The following is a 14,957-nucleotide window of genomic DNA, read 5'->3' on the forward strand; positions in this document are numbered from 1 at the left end:
GACACGGCTGCGCATATGGCCGAAGCCCTGCTCAAGGCTGGGCTTCGGCCAGTGCTGTGTCCGGAAAGGTTCGTCCGGGTGCTCTCACGCAGCGATGGTCCGAAGCATCGCACGGCGCGGCGCTCCTCGCACCATGGTTACAATGCAAGCGCATTGCAAAAAGAAGGGTCGAGTATGTCGGGAACACTGCGCCTCATGTTCGTGGAGGCGCGGATCTACGGACTGGCGCTGGTCGTCGGGTCCCTGCTCCTCGTCCAGGGGTACGGGGCGGCGCTCACCCGGCTGTTCTGGGGCGTCGAGTGGGGACCCCTGGCCTGGGCCGGTGAGCGCGTCGCGCTTCCAGACGGCTCGCCGCTCATGGTCGGCGGGCTGGGGCTCACCTTCCTGCTCGCCGTGTGCTTCGCCGTCCAGCACGACTGACCGCCGCCCGCGCGGCCCCGGGTCGGTCCGGTCGCCACAGTGCCGCACCCCGCACTGTAAACGCCCGGCGGCGTCCGTGCCGGTCACTGCCGCAGGGGGCGCACTCCCCCGGCGGACCGCCTCCTCGCACCGGCGGGCGCCCGCGCCTCTTCCCGGGCCTTCGAGTCCACGCGGCGGACGCGGCTGCCGCTCCGGGTGCGGTGCCTGGGCCGGCGCAGGGGGACGGTGGGCTCTGGCGCCGCTCCCCCACCGCTTCGGACCGGACCGGCGCGGTCTAGAGGGGCTGGGTGAAGCGGAGCATGTTGCCGGAGGGGTCGCGGAAGGCGCAGTCGCGGACGCCGTAGTACTGGTCGGTGGGCTCCTGGACGACGTCGGCTCCGGCCGCGCGCAGGCGCTCGAAGGTGGCGTCGCAGTCGTCGGTGGTGAAGATGGCGCCGCGGAGCAGGCCCTTGGCCATGAGTTCGTCCAGGGCGCGGCGGTCCTGCGGTGAGGTGCCGGGGTCGGCGCTGGGCGGCTCCAGGACGAGGGAGACGTCGGGCTGGTCGGGGGAACCGACGGTGACCCAGCGCATGCCCTCGTAGGAGACGTCGTCGCGGACCTCCAGGCCCAGGGCGTCGCGGTAGAAGGCCAGGGCGGCGTCGTGGTCGTGGACGGCGATGAAGCACTGGGCGAGTGTGAGGGCCATGGGTCGATGCTAGGGCCGCGGGGCGGGCGCTCGGCGGACCCTCGCGGGGCGGGTGTGGATCTTGGCGACGCAGGCGGGGACGGCGGCGGAGCCGGAGTGGTCGCGGGCGCGGTAGGCGCTGGGGGTCTGGCCGACCAGGCGGGTGAAGCTGCTGCTGAAGGAGCCCAGGGAGGTGCAGCCGACGGCCATGCAGACCTCGGTGACGGTGAGGCGGCCGGCGCGCAGGAGTGCCTTGGCGCGTTCGATGCGGCGGGTCATGAGGTGGCCGTAGGGGGTCTCGCCGTAGGCGGCGCGGAAGCTGCGGGAGAAGTGGCCCGGGGACATGTGGGCGTCGCGCGCCAGGGCGGCGACGTCCAGGGGCTGGTCGTAGTCGCGGTCCATGCGGTCGCGGGCGCGGCGGAGTCGGACCAGGTCGTCGAGGTCGGGCCTTTTCACCCTGGCAGTGTCGCACGGGGGTGCGACGGGGGTGCGCGGATCCGTCTGTTTCGAAGAAGCGCGGGGCGGGCCGGGGTCTTTACCGTGGTGGCAGGGGCGGCGGCAGGGGCCGGCGCCCGGTGGGGCGAAGGGGGCCGGGGATGGGTGCTGTGGCGGACGGGCACGACGTGATCCGGGTGTTCGGGGCGCGGGAGAACAATCTGCGCGGGGTGGACGTGGAGCTGCCCAAGCGGCGGCTGACGGTGTTCACGGGGGTGTCGGGTTCGGGGAAGAGCTCGCTGGTGTTCGGGACGGTGGCGGCGGAGTCGCAGCGGTTGGTCAACGAGACGTACAGCGCGTTCGTGCAGGGGTTCATGCCGTCGCTGCCGCGTCCGGAGGTGGACGTGCTGGAGGGGCTGACGACGGCGATCATCGTGGACCAGCGGCGGCTGGGGGCGGATCCGCGGTCGACGGTGGGGACGGTGACGGACGCGCACGCGATGCTGCGGATCCTGTTCAGCCGGCTGGGTGCGCCGCACATCGGGGGGCCGGGGGCGTTCGCGTTCAACGTGCCCTCGGTGCGGGCCAGCGGGGCGATCACGGTGGAGCGGGGCGCCAAGAAGGCGGTCAGGGCGACGTTCAGCCGGCTGGGCGGGATGTGCCCGGAGTGCGAGGGCCGGGGGGCGGTGTCCGACATCGACCTGGCGCAGCTGTACGACGACTCCAAGTCGATCTCCGAGGGCGCGTTCACGATCCCGGGGTGGAAGTCGGACAGCTGGTGGACGGTGCGGCTGTACGCGGAGTCGGGGTTCTTGGACCCGGACAAGCCGATCCGGGAGTTCTCGGCGCGGGAGCGGGAGGACTTCCTGTACAAGGAGCCGACGAAGGTGAAGGTGGAGGGTGTCAACCTCACCTATGAGGGGCTGGTCCCCAAGATCCGCAAGTCGTTCCTGGCCAAGGACCGGGAGGCGATGCAGCCGCACGTCCGGGCGTTCGTGGACCGGGCGGTGACCTTCAAGGAGTGCCCCGGGTGCGGCGGCAGCCGGCTGAGCGGGCAGGCGCGCTCGGTGCGGGTGGCGGGGGCGGGGCTGGCGGAGCTGTGCGCGATGCAGATCACCGACCTGGCGCGGTGGGTGCGGGAGCTGCGGGAGCCGTCGGCGGGGCCGCTGCTGGAGGCCCTGTCGGGGACGCTGGACTCGTTCGTGGAGACCGGGCTGGGGTACCTGTCGCTGGAGCGGTCGGCGGGGACGCTGTCGGGCGGCGAGGCGCAGCGGGTGAAGATGATCCGGCACCTGGGGTCGTCGCTGACGGACGTGACGTACGTGTTCGACGAGCCGACGGCGGGGCTGCACCCGCACGACGTGCGGCGGATGAACGGGCTGCTGCTGCGGTTGCGTGACAAGGGCAACACGGTGCTGGTGGTGGAGCACGAGCCCGAGGTGATCGGGATCGCCGACCACGTGGTGGACCTGGGGCCGGGCGCGGGGTCCGAAGGCGGCTCGGTGTGCTTCGAGGGCACGGTGGCGGGGCTGCGCGCCGCGGGGACGGTGACCGGGCGCCACCTGGACGACCGGACCCCGTTGAAGGAGGGGGTGCGCTCGCCGTCGGGGGTGCTGCGGGTGCGGGGGGCGCACACGCACAACCTGCGGGACGTGGACGTGGACATCCCGCTGGGGGTGCTGACGGTGGTGACCGGGGTGGCGGGGTCGGGAAAGAGTTCGCTGGTCCGGGGCTCGCTGGCCGGGCGCGAGGGTGTGGTGGTGGTCGACCAGTCGCCGGTCAAGGGGTCGCGGCGGTCCAATCCGGCGACGTACACGGGGCTGCTGGAGCCGGTCCGCAAGGCGTTCGCCAAGGCGAACGGGGTCCGGCCGGCGCTGTTCAGCGCCAACTCCGAGGGGGCGTGCCCGGAGTGCCGGGGGGCCGGGGTGGTGTACCTGGACCTGGGGATGATGGCCGGGGTGTCCTCGGTGTGCGAGGAGTGCGGGGGGCGCCGGTTCCAGGCGTCGGTGCTGGAGTACCGGCTGGGCGGGCGCGACATCGCCGAGGTGCTGGCGATGTCGGTGGACGAGGCGGAGGTGTTCTTCTCCGGGGAGGGGGCGCGCGTGCCGGCGGCGCTGCGGATCCTGGGCCGGCTGCGGGACGTGGGGCTGGGGTACCTGGCGCTGGGGCAGCCGCTGACGGCGCTGTCGGGCGGTGAGCGCCAGCGGTTGAAGCTGGCGGTGCACCTGGGCGGGGAGGGCGGTGTGTTCGTGCTGGACGAGCCGACGGGCGGGCTGCACCTGGCGGACGTGGAGCGGCTGCTGGGGCTGCTGGACCGGATGGTGGACGCGGGGACATCGGTGGTGGTGGTCGAGCACCACCGGGCGGTGATGGCGCACGCCGACCACATCATCGACCTGGGGCCGGGGGCTGGCCGCGACGGCGGCCGGGTGGTGTTCGAGGGGACGCCGCGGGAGCTGGTGGCGGCGCGCTCGACGCTGACGGGCGAGCACCTGGCGGAGTACGCGGGCGGGTGAGGGGGCGGGCCGGGGGGATTTCCCGGACTCCGCGGACGGCGGGGCGGCGCCTCTGAGAGCATGCGGGGGACGCCGGATCCGGGCCCGCGCGGGTGCGCGGGGCTCCCTGGCCCGTGTGAGACCGATGTGGAACGAGGACGACGCGATGGAAGCCGTGACCTTTCCCAACGGCCCGGTCACCATGGCCGGTGACCTGCACCTGCCCGAGGGGTTCGATCCCGGGGGCTCCTACGCCGGGTTGGCGGTGGTCCATCCCGGCGGCGGTGTGAAGGAGCAGGCGGCCCGGCTGTACGCGGCGGCGATGGCCGGGCGGGGGTTCGTGGCGCTGGCGTTCGACGCCTCGCACCAGGGTGAGAGCGGCGGGGAGCCGCGTTTCCTGGAGGATCCGGCGGCCCGGGTCCAGGACGTGCGGGCCGCGGTGGACCTGCTCCAGGGGCTGGACTTCGTGGACGCCGGGCGGGTGGGCGTGCTGGGGGTGTGCGCGGGCGGGGCCTACGGGGTGAGCGCGGCGATGACCGACCACCGGGTGGGGGCGGTGGCGACGGTGAGCGCGCTGAACGTGGGGACGACGTACCGGCGGGGCTGGTTCGGGACCGATCCGGACTCGGCGGCGGTGGCCACGCTGGAGGAGGTGGCGCGCCAGCGCACGGACGAGGTGACGCGGGGGGCGGAGGTGGCGACGATGCCCTACGTGCCGGTGGAGCCGGACGAGAACACGCCGCGGGACCTGGTGCTGGCGAGTGAGTACCTGATGACGGACCGGGGGCGCCATCCCCACGCGCCGAACCGCAAGCTGTTCGCGCAGAGCCTGTGGCGGATGCTGGCGTTCGACGCGTTCCACCTGGTGGAGGAGCTGCTGACGCAGCCGCTGCTGATCGTGGCGGGGAGCGCGGCGGGGTCGCTGTGGCACTCCACGGAGCTGCACGGCCGGGCGCGGGGCCCCAAGAGGCTGGTGGTGGTGGGCGGGGCGACGCACACGGACTTCTACGACGTGCCCGAGTACGTGGAGCGGGCGGTGTCGGAGGCGGCGCCGTTCTTCGGTGAGCACCTGGTGGCGCGGGGCTGACCGGGGCCGGCCGGGGCGGGGTTCCGGGGCGCGCGGTCGCCGTCAGTGCCGGGCGGCCTCCGCGGGCGCCAGCCGGTCCAGCAGGCCGGGGACCCGGGGGTAGGGGCGTTCGCGGGGCAGCAGCTCCCGCGCCCCGGCCAGGTCGCCCCGGCGTACCAGGTCGTGGACGCGGCGGGCGGTGGGGGTGACGTCGTCGATGGCGGTGATCCAGGTGTCGGCGTAGCGGGTGGAGGCCTCCCCCGCCAGGCCGAGCTGGAGGGAGCGGTGCTCCAGGGGCCGCAGGCGCAGGTCGCGTTCGGGGTCCCACTGCACCCGGGCCGGGGCCGCCGCCAGCTCGCGCCGCCAGGCGTCGCGGTCGGCGTGCACGCTCCGGTCGTAGTGCGACAGGCACGCGTTGCGCAGCGCCCACTCGAACCCCTCGCGGGTGATCTCCACGGCCAGGACGGTCTCCTGGTCGGCCTTGAGCACCCACCCGCAGCGGTACATCGTCCACAGGAAGGACGGTTTGATCCACGTCATGCGGCCGCGCTTCCAGTCGGCGGGGAAGCGGCCGGCGCGGGCGGCGGGCAGGCCCAGGCGCGGCGCGTAGGCCTGGTAGACGGTGACCGTGGTGTCGGTGTGGCGGGCGCGGATTTGGTGGCGGGGGGTCGGGGTGTGCACGGCGTTCACCCTGGCCGCCGTACGGCCGGGCCCGCAACCGGTTTTCGGGCGGGTCAGCGCCCGTGCAGGGGGACGGCGGCCTTGAGGAGCATCTCGGCGTACTCGTCCCGGGGGTCGGAGTCCAGGACGACGGCGCCGCCCGCGCCGATGGCCAGCTCCCCGCCCCGGCGCACGGCGGTGCGGATGACGATGCTCAGGTCGGCGGCGCCGGTGTGGGACAGGTAGCCCAGGGCGCCGGAGTAGACGCCGCGGGCGGACCGCTCCAGGGCGTCGATGATCTCCATGGTGCGCCGTTTGGGGGCGCCGGTCATGGAGCCGCCGGGGAAGCAGGCGCGGACCGCGGCCACGGTGGAGACCTCCGGGCGCAGCCGTCCGCGGACGGTGGACACCAGCTGGTGGACGGTGGCGTAGGTCTCGGTGTACATGAACGCCGGGACCTCCACGGTGCCGACCTCGCACACGCGGCCCAGGTCGTTGCGGAGCAGGTCGACGATCATGAGGTTCTCGGCGCGGGTCTTGGCTCCGGTGCGCAGCTCCTGTGCCGCGCGGGCGTCGGTGTCGGGGTCGGGGTGGCGGGGTGCGGTGCCCTTAATGGGGCGGCTCTCGGCGCCGCCGGCGCCGTCCACGCGCAGGAAGCGCTCGGGGGAGGCGCTCAGCACGCTGGTGTCCCCCAGGCGCAGCAGGGCGGCGTAGGGGGCCGGTGAGGCGGCCCGCAGGCGGCGGTGGAAGTCCAGGTCGGTGCCGGTGTAGGGGGCGTGCAGGCGGTTGGTCAGGCAGATCTCGTAGCTCTCGCCCTGGGCCAGCAGGGCCAGGCACTGCTTGACGTCGGCGACGTAGTCCCCGCCGGGGTGCTCCAGCAGGGCGGCGGGGTCCAGGGGGGCGGCGGGCGGGGGCGGTGCGGGCAGCGGGCGCAGGTCGGCCAGGGTCGCGGCGGTGTCCGCCAGCCAGGTGTCGCCGTCGGGTGCGGTGTCGGCGCACACCAGGTGGGTGCGGCCCATGTGGTGGTCCACGGCGACGAACCGGTCGCAGCGCATCCACACGGCGTCGGGGGTGGGGGCGGTGTGCGCGGCGGCGCCGCCGGTGTCGGCCTTGAGCTCGTAGCCGAGGTAGCCGACGTAGCCGCCGGTGAAGTCGAAGGGCAGCGGGGAGGGGGTGCGCGGTCCCTGGCGGCGTTCCAGGGCGTCGAAGACGGTGCCGGGCTCGTCGGTGGCGGTGCCGTCGGGGCGGCGGACGCGGACGGGGCCGCCGACGCGGTAGGTGAGGACCTCGCCGGTGGCCGCGCCCAGGAAGGAGAACCGGGCGGGGCCCTGGGGGCGGGAGCTGTCGAGCCAGAACGCGTACTCGGCGTCGCCGTACAGGCGGGCGAAGGCGGCCTCGGTGTCGACGGCGGTGTCCAGGGTGCGGGTGCGCGGAGCCGGCGCCGGTGTGGGTGTGGGGGTGGGGGCGGGGGTCGGCTCAGGGCGCGCGGCGGTGCGCCGGGCGGGGGCCGGGCTGCGGGGGCGGGCCGGGTCCAGGAAGTTGGCGAGGAGGGCGGCGCCGTGCTCCCCGGCGACGGACTCGGGGTGGAACTGCACGCCCCAGCGGGGCAGGTGCCGGTGCTCCAGGGCCATGACCACGCCGTCCTCGGCGCGGGCGGTGACGGCCAGGGCGGCGGGCAGGGGCTCGGGGACGGCCAGCGAGTGGTAGCGCACGGCGGTGAAGTCCTGGGGCAGGCCGGCGAACAGGCCGGTGCCGGTGTGGCGGATCCGGGTGAGGTGGCCGTGGCGGGGCTGGGGGGCGGAGACGACGTCGGCCCCGGCCAGGTGGGCGATGGCCTGGTGGCCCAGGCACACGCCCAGCACCGGCAGGTGCGGGGCGCCGGCCAGGAGTTCGGGGACGCGGCCCAGGTCGCGGGGGTGCTGGGGGCGGCCCGGGCCGGGTGAGACGACGACGGCGTCCAGTCCGGCGAAGTCGAACCGGTCCCAGGCGGGGTCGTCGTTGGCGAGCACGGCGGGCTCGGTCCCGCAGACCCGGGCGATCAGCTGGAAGAGGTTGTAGGTGTAGGAGTCGTGGTTGTCCACGAGCAGAACGCGCATCCCGCCCCTTCCCCTGTGGATGTCGACATCAGAGGATACGGCGGCCGGAACCGGTCTGGGACCGCGCGGTCGTCCACAGGCGGCCCGGGGACCTGGTGCGGCGGGGGCGGCCCGGGTAGACAGGAGGGTGAGGGCTTCTTCCCCCTCGTGCAGAAGGGAGTCCGCGGTGACCGCTTTCCTGGCCTGGGCCGTGATCCTGGTCCTGGCGGTGCTGGGCGTCTACCTCGTGGTCGCGGTCTCGGGCGCCTCGGGCGGGCGCGGTGCCGCCCCCGCGCCCGGGCGTCCCCAGGTCGACCGGGCCCAGGAGGAGCTGCGCCTGAGATACGCGCGCGGGGAGATCGACCGCGAGGAGTACCTCCAGCGCAGGATCGACCTCGAATGACCCCGCGGCCCGCCCCGGCGGGCGCACGGGTGCCGGTGGGGCCGGCAATGACCCCGCAGGGCATTGCCTCGGTCGGCCCGGTGCCGGTGGGACCGGCTCCGGGTGGTGCGCTCCCCCGGTTCCCCGGTGTGCCCCAGGGGGTCCGGCCTCCGTCGGCTCCGGGTCGACGGGGCCCCTCGGCCGGGCCGGACGGTGTCCGGGGCCGGAGCCGTGGTGGCGGACGGCCCCCGCGGCGGCGCGCACCGCCCGCGCACCCGCGGCTCCGCCGGGGGGCGGGGTCCGCGGTGTCCGTGCCCCTCCCCCGGGCGGTCGCTTCGGGGGCCGCGCGCCCTCCGGCCGGGTCGCCGCCCCTCCCCCTCCCCCGTTCGCCGTGCACCGCCGCGCCGTCCCGCGGGGGCGGCGGGATTCCCGGGGCGGATGTGCGATTGTGCCGTTGGCAGCGGGCGGCGGGGCGTGTACAGTGGCGGCCGTCCTGTTGTCGACGAATGAGGTGGACGTTGCGCATCTGAGGTTCGCGATCACCACGCGGCACGGCCTTTGAGGCCGCACGCCACGGCCCCCGGGCCGTCGGCGCCAGTGCGTGGATGGAACCTCGGTGCACGAGCCGTCCTCCAACGGGACCCCTCGCACCCCTCCTGTCGGCCCCGGCCGCGTGGTGCTCGCATACGAAGCCCCTGTCACTTCGCTTCCGTATTGCGAGAGAACCATGTCTCATCCCGCTGTCACCGGTGCCTCCGTGGCCGTCTCCGCCCTGGACTTCTCCTGGGCCGACGGCACGGCCGTCTTCGAGGACCTGTCCCTGGCGGCCGGCCGCGGCCGTATCGGGCTGGTCGGCGCCAACGGTGCGGGCAAGTCCACCCTGCTCCGGCTGCTGGCCGGGCTGCTGCGCCCCGCCTCGGGGTCGGTCACCGTCCACGGGCGCCTGGCGTACCTGCCGCAGAACATCACCCTGGACACCGGCCTGCGCGTGGACCAGGCCCTGGGCATCGCCGGCACCCGCGCCGCGCTGGCCGCCATCGAGTCCGGCGACGTGTCCGAGCAGTACTTCGAGGAGGTCGGCGACGACTGGGACGTCGAGGAGCGGGCCCTGGCCGCCCTGGGGGGCCTGGGCCTGGAGGGCCTCGGCCTGGACCGCACCGTCGGTGAGGTCTCCGGCGGCGAGGCCGTCCTGCTGCGCCTGGCCGCCCTGCTCCTGGAGCGCCCCGACGTCCTGCTGCTGGACGAGCCCACCAACAACCTCGACCTGTTCGCCCGCAGGAGGCTCTACGACGCCGTGGACTCCTGGCGCACCGGCACCCTGATCGTGGTCAGCCACGACACCGACCTGCTGGAGCGCGTGGACCGTATCGCCGAGCTGCGCCAGGGCTCGGTCACCTGGTACGGGGGCGGCTGGTCGGACTACCGGCAGGCGCTGGCGGTGCAGCAGGAGGCCGCCGAGCGGACCCTGCGCGCCGCCGACTCCGACCTCAAACGGCAAAAGCGCGAGATGGAGGAGACCCGGGTCAAGCTGGCCCGCCGCCAGAAGCAGAGCCGCCGGCTCGACGCCCAGGGCGGCATGCCCAAGATCTTCGCCAACACGATGAAGAACAAGGCCGAGGGGTCGGCGGCCAAGCTCAAGGGGGTGCACGAGGACCGCATCCAGGAGGCGCGCGAGAGGCGGGAGGAGGCCGCCGAGGCGGTGCGCGCCGACGCCGAGATCCGGGTGGAGCTGCCCGAGACCGCCGTGCCCGCGGGGCGTGAGGTGCTGGCGGTGCGGGGGCTGACCCCGGTGCACGGGACGCTGTCGGGGGTGGACCTGCTGGTGCGCGGCCCGGAGCGGATCGCGCTGGTGGGGCGCAACGGGGCGGGCAAGACCACCCTGCTGCGCACCCTGCTCGGCGAGCTGGAGCCCCGGGAGGGGACGGCGCGGGTGTTCGTGCCCTCGCGGTTCCTGCCCCAGCGGCTGGACGTGCTGGACGACGCCCTGACGGTGGCCGAGAACGTGGAGCGGCTGGCGCCGGGGGTGGAGGAGCAGCGCGTCCGGGCGCAGCTGGCCCGGTTCCTGTTCCGGGGGGCGCGCTCGGCGCAGGTCGCCGGGACGCTGTCGGGCGGGGAGCGGTTCCGGGCGGCGCTGGCGGCCCTGATGCTGGCCTCCCCCGCGCCGCAGCTGCTGCTGCTGGACGAGCCCACCAACAACCTGGACGTGTCCGGCGTCCGGCAGCTGACCGGGGCCCTGGAGGCCTACGAGGGGGCGCTGGTGGTGGCCAGCCACGACCTGCCGTTCCTGGAGTCGGTCGGTGTCACCCGGTGGCTGTTCGCGGGCGAGGGCCTGGTGGAGACCACCGGGGAGGGGGTGCGCGCCCTGCTGGCCGGGGGGTCCCCGGGGTGAGGGCCGGTGCCCCGCCGCGGACGCGGCGGGGCACCGGCGGGTTTCTTCAGGCCCCCGGGTAGTCGCCGAAGGCCCACAGGTTGCCCTCGGGGTCGCGGACGGTGAACTCCCGGGACCCGTGGCCGGTGGTGTGCGGCGGGCTCACCACCTGGGCGCCGTGATCGGCGGCGCGCGCGTGCAGGGCGTCGGGGTCGGCGGTGACGACGTAGAACCCGGCCGTTCCGGGCTCGCGCGACCAGGCGCGGCCCGGGGCGTGGTCGCCGAGCATGATCCCGCCCGCCCCCTGGGGCCACAGGAGTTCGGCGTGGGCCACGCGGCCGTCGGCGTCGTGGTGGCGGGCGGTGGCGGTGAAGCCGAAGGCCCCGGTGTAGAAGTCGATGAGTGCGGCGGCGTCGTGCGCCTGGAGGGTGCCCCACAGGCGGGGCCGGACGGTGGTGTCGGTGTGCGGTGTGCTCATGGTTCCCAGGCTGGTGGGCGGGAGGGGGTGTCGTCTTGTACGTTCCGGAACTCCCGGGCGGCCCAGGCCGCGGGCGGCAGGCCGGTGAAGCGGGTGAAGGCGCGGCTCAGGTGGGCCTGGTCGGTGTACCCGGCCGCGGCGGCGGCCCCCGCCAGGTCGGTGCGCCCGGTCCGGTGCAGGCTGCGGGTGATGCGGCGGCGGGCGTGGTCGAAGCGCATGAGTGCGGCCACGGTCTTGGGCGAGCGGCCGACCTCGCGGTGGAAGAGGGTGCCCAGGTGGCGGGGGGTCAGGCCGACCCGGTCGGCCACGTCGCCGATCCGGGCCCGGCCGCCGGAGGCCGCGAGCAGGTGCCAGGCGCCGGCGAGTTCGGGGCGGGGGCCGTGTGGGCGGTACCGGTCGCGCAGGTGGGCGGCGACGAGTGCGAAGGCGTCCTCCCAGGGGGTGGCGGGGTCCAGGCGCTCGTAGAGTGCGCGGCCCGCGGGGCCGGCCAGGGGCAGGCCGTCGTAGTCGTCGACGCCGAGCTCGGCGCAGGGCACCCCGAACAGGGAGCGCACGGCCAGGGGGTGCAGGGCCAGCTGGATTCCGGCGTGGCCGGTGCGCTGGTGCACGTGGGAGGCGTGCAGGTGCAGGCCGCCCAGCAGCAGGGGGGCGGGGCGGGCGGCGGGCAGGGATGCGGCGTCGGGTGCGGCGCGCACGCCCTCGTCGAGGCCGACGATGAAGGTGACCGACGCCGAGGGCAGGCCCAGGTGGACCGACTCGGGTACCGCCAGTGCCCGGTAGCCGGTCATCGACACGACCCCGGGGGCGGTCCGGGCGGGGGCGGCGGCGAACTCCCAGGCCCGCTCCGGCTCGTCCATACTCCGACGCTGCCAGAGCGGGCCCGTGCGGGTCAACCGGTCATCTCCTCCAGGGTCTTGCCCTTGGTCTCCTTGACGAACTTCCACACGAACAGCAGGGAGAGCACGGCGAAGCCGGTGTAGACGAGGTAGGAGCCGCTCAGGCTCCAGTCGCGCATGCTGGGGAAGGTGACGGTGACGGCCCAGTTGGCGATCCACTGGGTGGCGGTGGCCACGCCCATGGCGGCGGCGCGGATGCGCAGCGGGAACATCTCTCCCAGCAGCACCCACACCACGGCGCCCCAGGACAGGGCGAAGAACAGCACGAAGGAGCTGGCGGCGACCAGGGCGACCACGCCCCAGGCGAAGTCCAGGCTCACCTCCTCGCCGACGGCGGTGGCGTGGCCGAAGGCGTAGGCGGCCACCGCCAGTGCCAGCGCCATGCCGGCCGAGCCCACCAGCAGCAGGGGGCGGCGGCCGACCCGGTCGACGAGGAAGATCGCGACGACGGTGCCGACGATGTTGATGACCGAGGTGAACAGGCTCAGCAGCAGGGAGTCGGACTCGGGCACGCCCACGGACTGCCACAGCGAGGAGGAGTAGTAGAAGATGACGTTGATGCCCACGAGCTGCTGGAACGCGGACAGGGCCATGCCGATCCAGACGATGGGGAGCAGTCCGAGCCGGCCGCGCAGGTCGCGCAGGCGGGGGCGCTCCTCCGAGCCCAGGGCCTTCCTGATGTCGGTGACGCGGCGGTCCAGGCGGGCGGGGCCGCCGCCCTCGACCTCGGCGAGGATCTCCTTGGCCTGGTCGTCCTCGCCCACGCGCACCAGGTAGCGGGGGGACTCGGGGATGACGAGGGTGAGCAGCAGGTAGATGGCGGCGGGCACCAGTTCGGCGCCCAGCATCCACTGCCAGGCCTGGAGGGGGCCGAGCATGTTGGAGGCGCTGCCGCCGGCGGCCAGGGCGATGAGGTAGTCGGCGAGCTGGGAGACGGCGATGCCCAGGACGATGGCCAGCTGTTGGAGGGAGCCCAGGCGTCCGCGGTGGGCGGCCGGGGCGATCTCGGCGATGTAGGTGGGGGCGATGACGGAGGCCATGCCGATGGCGATGCCGCTCAGGACCCGCCACAGGATGAGGTCCCAGATGGCGAAGGGCAGGGCCATGCCCACGGCGCTGACGGCGAACAGCACGCCGGCGATGCGCATGGTGCGGATGCGCCCGTAGCGGTCGGCCAGCGAGCCGGTGACGGCGGCGCCCACCGCCGAGCCCAGCAGGGCCGAGGCGACGGTGAACCCCAGGGTCGCCGAGCTGACCTGGAACCTGGCCTGGATGGCGTCGACGGCGCCGTTGATGACGGCGCTGTCGTAGCCGAACAGGAACCCGCCCATCGCCGCCGCGGCGGCGATCATGGTGACCTTGCCGAGGTCCCCGCCGCCTTCCGAGAGGTCCTGGGACGCCCCCGCGCTGCCTTTCCCGGTCACACCCGCTCCCTTCCGCGGCGACGCGCGTCGCCGACCTCCGCCAGGGTCGGTGCCGGGGCTCGCGGGGGCGGGCGCACGACACCCCGGGTCGGTGGAACCCGGGGTGAATCATGTCCGGGACTTGGCCCGGGGCCCGCGGTGCCGGGGTCAGCCGGTCATCTCCTCCAGGGTCTTGCCCTTGGTCTCCTTGACGAACCTCAGGACGAAGAGCAGGGAGAGCAGGGCGAACGCCGCGTAGATGAGGTAGGAGCCGCTCAGGCTCCAGTCGCGCAGGCTCGGGAAGCTGACGGTGACGGCCCAGTTGGCCAGCCACTGGACGGCGGTGGCCACGCCCATGGCGGCGGCGCGGATGCGCAGCGGGAACATCTCGCCCAGCAGCACCCAGACGACCACGCCCCAGGACAGGGCGAAGAACAGCACGAAGGAGCTGGCGGCGGCCAGGGCCACGGCGGCCCACACGAACGGCAGGGTCACCTCCTCGCCGGAGGCGGTGGCGTGCCCGAAGGCGTAGGCGGCGGTGGCCAGGGCGACGGTCATGCCGGCCGAGCCCACCAGCAGCAGGGGGCGGCGGCCGATCCGGTCGACCAGGAGGATCGCGATGACCGTGCCGACGATGTTGACGATGGAGGTGAACAGGCTCAGCAGCAGGGAGTCGGACTCGGCGATGCCCACCGACTGCCACAGCGAGGAGGAGTAGTAGAAGATGACGTTGATGCCCACCAGCTGCTGGAACGCGGACAGGGCCACGCCGGTCCAGACGATGGGCAGCAGCAGGTGGGGGCCGCGCAGGTCGCGCAGGCGGGGCCGCACCTCCGAGCCCAGGGCGCGGCGGATCTCGCCGATGCGGCGCTCGACCCGTTCGGGGCCGCCGCCCTCCACCTCGCCCAGGACGGTGCGGGCCCGGTCGTGCTCGCCCACGCGCACCAGGTAGCGGGGCGACTCGGGGATGAGCAGGCTGAGCAGCAGGTAGACCAGGGCGGGCAGGACCTCCACGCCGAGCATCCACTGCCAGGCCTGGAGGGGGCCGATCGTGTTGGAGGCGCTGCCGTCGGCGATCTGGGCGATGCCGTAGTTGACCAGCTGCGAGCAGGCGATGCCCAGGACGATGGCGAGCTGCTGGAGGGAGCCCAGGCGTCCGCGGTAGGCGGCCGGGGCGACCTCGGCGATGTAGGTGGGGGCGATGACGGAGGCCATGCCGATGGCGACGCCGCCCAGGACGCGCCAGGCGGTCAGGTCCCACACGCCGAAGGGCAGGGCCGATCCGATGGCGCTGACGGCGAACAGCACGCCGGCGACCTGCATGACGCGGATGCGCCCGTGGCGGTCGGCCAGCCAGCCCGCGGTGGCCGCGCCCAGGACGCAGCCCAGCAGCGCGGAGGCGATGGTGAACCCCAGGACCCCCGCGCCGACCTCGAACCTGGTCTGGATGGCGTCGACGGCGCCGTTGATGACGGCGCTGTCGTAGCCGAACAGGAACCCGCCCATCGCCGCCGCGGCGGCGATCATGGTGACGCGGACGATGTCGGCGTCCTCGCCCGTCCCTTTGCTGGCACTTGCCACGTTCTCCCCCTCCGATGTCCGGTTCTCCCAGGAC

General features: G+C 74.5%; 13 protein-coding genes. 5 read left to right on the plus strand and 8 right to left on the minus strand.

The genetic code is table 11. The features are described from left to right. The first annotated feature begins 174 nt into the window (after window positions 1-174). The gene (locus tag BUE45_RS00650; RefSeq protein ID WP_143173226.1) at window positions 175-420 is read left to right on the plus strand and encodes a hypothetical protein; all 246 of its coding nucleotides are present in this window, start codon (window positions 175-177) and stop codon (window positions 418-420) included. 274 nt (window positions 421-694) lie between these two features. Here BUE45_RS00650 and BUE45_RS00655 read toward each other — a convergent pair whose 3' ends face one another. Together BUE45_RS00655 and BUE45_RS00660 are read right to left on the minus strand one after the other, a co-directional pair. Next, window positions 695-1,105, minus strand: a complete 411-nt coding sequence (locus tag BUE45_RS00655) for a VOC family protein (protein ID WP_073373832.1) — start codon at window positions 1,103-1,105, stop codon at window positions 695-697. A gap of 9 nt (window positions 1,106-1,114) precedes the next feature. Then, window positions 1,115-1,486, minus strand: a complete 372-nt coding sequence (locus tag BUE45_RS00660) for a helix-turn-helix transcriptional regulator (protein WP_218619487.1) — start codon at window positions 1,484-1,486, stop codon at window positions 1,115-1,117. 194 nt (window positions 1,487-1,680) lie between these two features. Here BUE45_RS00660 and BUE45_RS00665 point away from each other — a divergent pair, with 194 nt between their 5' ends. Beyond that, window positions 1,681-4,035 carry an ATP-binding cassette domain-containing protein gene (locus BUE45_RS00665; RefSeq protein WP_073373836.1) on the plus strand — a complete coding sequence of 785 codons (2,355 nt, stop codon included), beginning with the start codon at window positions 1,681-1,683 and terminating at the stop codon, window positions 4,033-4,035. A 145-nt stretch (window positions 4,036-4,180) separates the two neighbouring features. Further along, on the plus strand, window positions 4,181-5,101 hold the full coding sequence (locus tag BUE45_RS00670; protein ID WP_073375192.1) for an alpha/beta hydrolase: 921 nt from the start codon (window positions 4,181-4,183) through the stop codon (window positions 5,099-5,101). 42 nt (window positions 5,102-5,143) lie between these two features. On the opposite strand, the gene BUE45_RS00675 is transcribed toward BUE45_RS00670, so the two are convergent. Both BUE45_RS00675 and pabB read right to left on the minus strand, forming a co-directional pair. Then, complete coding sequence (locus BUE45_RS00675) at window positions 5,144-5,761, minus strand: DUF4291 domain-containing protein (protein ID WP_143173227.1); 618 nt, start codon at window positions 5,759-5,761, stop codon at window positions 5,144-5,146. Between the two features lie 53 nt (window positions 5,762-5,814). Further along, window positions 5,815-7,836, minus strand: coding sequence for an aminodeoxychorismate synthase component I (gene pabB / locus BUE45_RS00680; RefSeq protein WP_073373840.1), 2,022 nt, complete (start codon window positions 7,834-7,836; stop codon window positions 5,815-5,817). A 166-nt stretch (window positions 7,837-8,002) separates the two neighbouring features. Here pabB and BUE45_RS00685 point away from each other — a divergent pair, with 166 nt between their 5' ends. Together BUE45_RS00685 and BUE45_RS00690 are read left to right on the plus strand one after the other, a co-directional pair. Then, entirely contained in the window at window positions 8,003-8,218 is a 216-nt protein-coding gene (locus BUE45_RS00685; RefSeq protein WP_073373842.1) for an SHOCT domain-containing protein, read from the plus strand. A 706-nt stretch (window positions 8,219-8,924) separates the two neighbouring features. Continuing rightward, a complete protein-coding gene (locus BUE45_RS00690) occupies window positions 8,925-10,586 on the plus strand; it encodes an ATP-binding cassette domain-containing protein (protein WP_073373844.1) in 1,662 nt (553 codons plus the stop codon). A 46-nt stretch (window positions 10,587-10,632) separates the two neighbouring features. Here BUE45_RS00690 and BUE45_RS00695 read toward each other — a convergent pair whose 3' ends face one another. The 4 genes from BUE45_RS00695 to BUE45_RS00710 form a co-directional block, all read right to left on the minus strand. Beyond that, window positions 10,633-11,043 carry a VOC family protein gene (locus BUE45_RS00695; protein WP_073373846.1) on the minus strand — a complete coding sequence of 137 codons (411 nt, stop codon included), beginning with the start codon at window positions 11,041-11,043 and terminating at the stop codon, window positions 10,633-10,635. After that, window positions 11,040-11,900 (minus strand): helix-turn-helix domain-containing protein, encoded by an 861-nt coding sequence (locus BUE45_RS00700; protein WP_245832671.1) that lies wholly within the window; start codon window positions 11,898-11,900, stop codon window positions 11,040-11,042. Before BUE45_RS00700 ends, BUE45_RS00695 begins: the two co-directional genes overlap by 4 nt. Window positions 11,901-11,932: 32 nt before the next feature. Then, complete coding sequence (locus BUE45_RS00705; protein WP_073373848.1) at window positions 11,933-13,363, minus strand: sugar porter family MFS transporter; 1,431 nt, start codon at window positions 13,361-13,363, stop codon at window positions 11,933-11,935. Window positions 13,364-13,510: 147 nt separating this feature from the next. Then, window positions 13,511-14,869 (minus strand): sugar porter family MFS transporter, encoded by a 1,359-nt coding sequence (locus BUE45_RS00710; RefSeq protein ID WP_084736742.1) that lies wholly within the window; start codon window positions 14,867-14,869, stop codon window positions 13,511-13,513. Window positions 14,870-14,957 lie beyond the last annotated feature (88 nt).

It is taken from the genome of Nocardiopsis flavescens, assembly GCF_900141985.1.
GTDB lineage: Bacteria > Actinomycetota > Actinomycetes > Streptosporangiales > Streptosporangiaceae > Nocardiopsis > Nocardiopsis flavescens.

Excerpts from the sequence above, each read along its gene's own strand:
- BUE45_RS00650 (WP_143173226.1), top strand. The coding sequence starts at position 175 with ATGTCGGGAACACTGCGCCTCATGTTCGTGGAGGCGCGGATCTACGGA.
- BUE45_RS00655 (WP_073373832.1), bottom strand. The coding sequence starts at position 1,105 with ATGGCCCTCACACTCGCCCAGTGCTTCATCGCCGTCCACGACCACGAC.
- BUE45_RS00660 (WP_218619487.1), bottom strand. The coding sequence starts at position 1,486 with ATGGACCGCGACTACGACCAGCCCCTGGACGTCGCCGCCCTGGCGCGC.
- BUE45_RS00665 (WP_073373836.1), top strand. The coding sequence starts at position 1,681 with ATGGGTGCTGTGGCGGACGGGCACGACGTGATCCGGGTGTTCGGGGCG.
- BUE45_RS00670 (WP_073375192.1), top strand. The coding sequence starts at position 4,181 with ATGGAAGCCGTGACCTTTCCCAACGGCCCGGTCACCATGGCCGGTGAC.
- pabB (WP_073373840.1), bottom strand. The coding sequence starts at position 7,836 with ATGCGCGTTCTGCTCGTGGACAACCACGACTCCTACACCTACAACCTC.
- BUE45_RS00690 (WP_073373844.1), top strand. The coding sequence starts at position 8,925 with ATGTCTCATCCCGCTGTCACCGGTGCCTCCGTGGCCGTCTCCGCCCTG.
- BUE45_RS00695 (WP_073373846.1), bottom strand. The coding sequence starts at position 11,043 with ATGAGCACACCGCACACCGACACCACCGTCCGGCCCCGCCTGTGGGGC.
- BUE45_RS00700 (WP_245832671.1), bottom strand. The coding sequence starts at position 11,900 with ATGGACGAGCCGGAGCGGGCCTGGGAGTTCGCCGCCGCCCCCGCCCGG.
- BUE45_RS00710 (WP_084736742.1), bottom strand. The coding sequence starts at position 14,869 with ATGATCGCCGCCGCGGCGGCGATGGGCGGGTTCCTGTTCGGCTACGAC.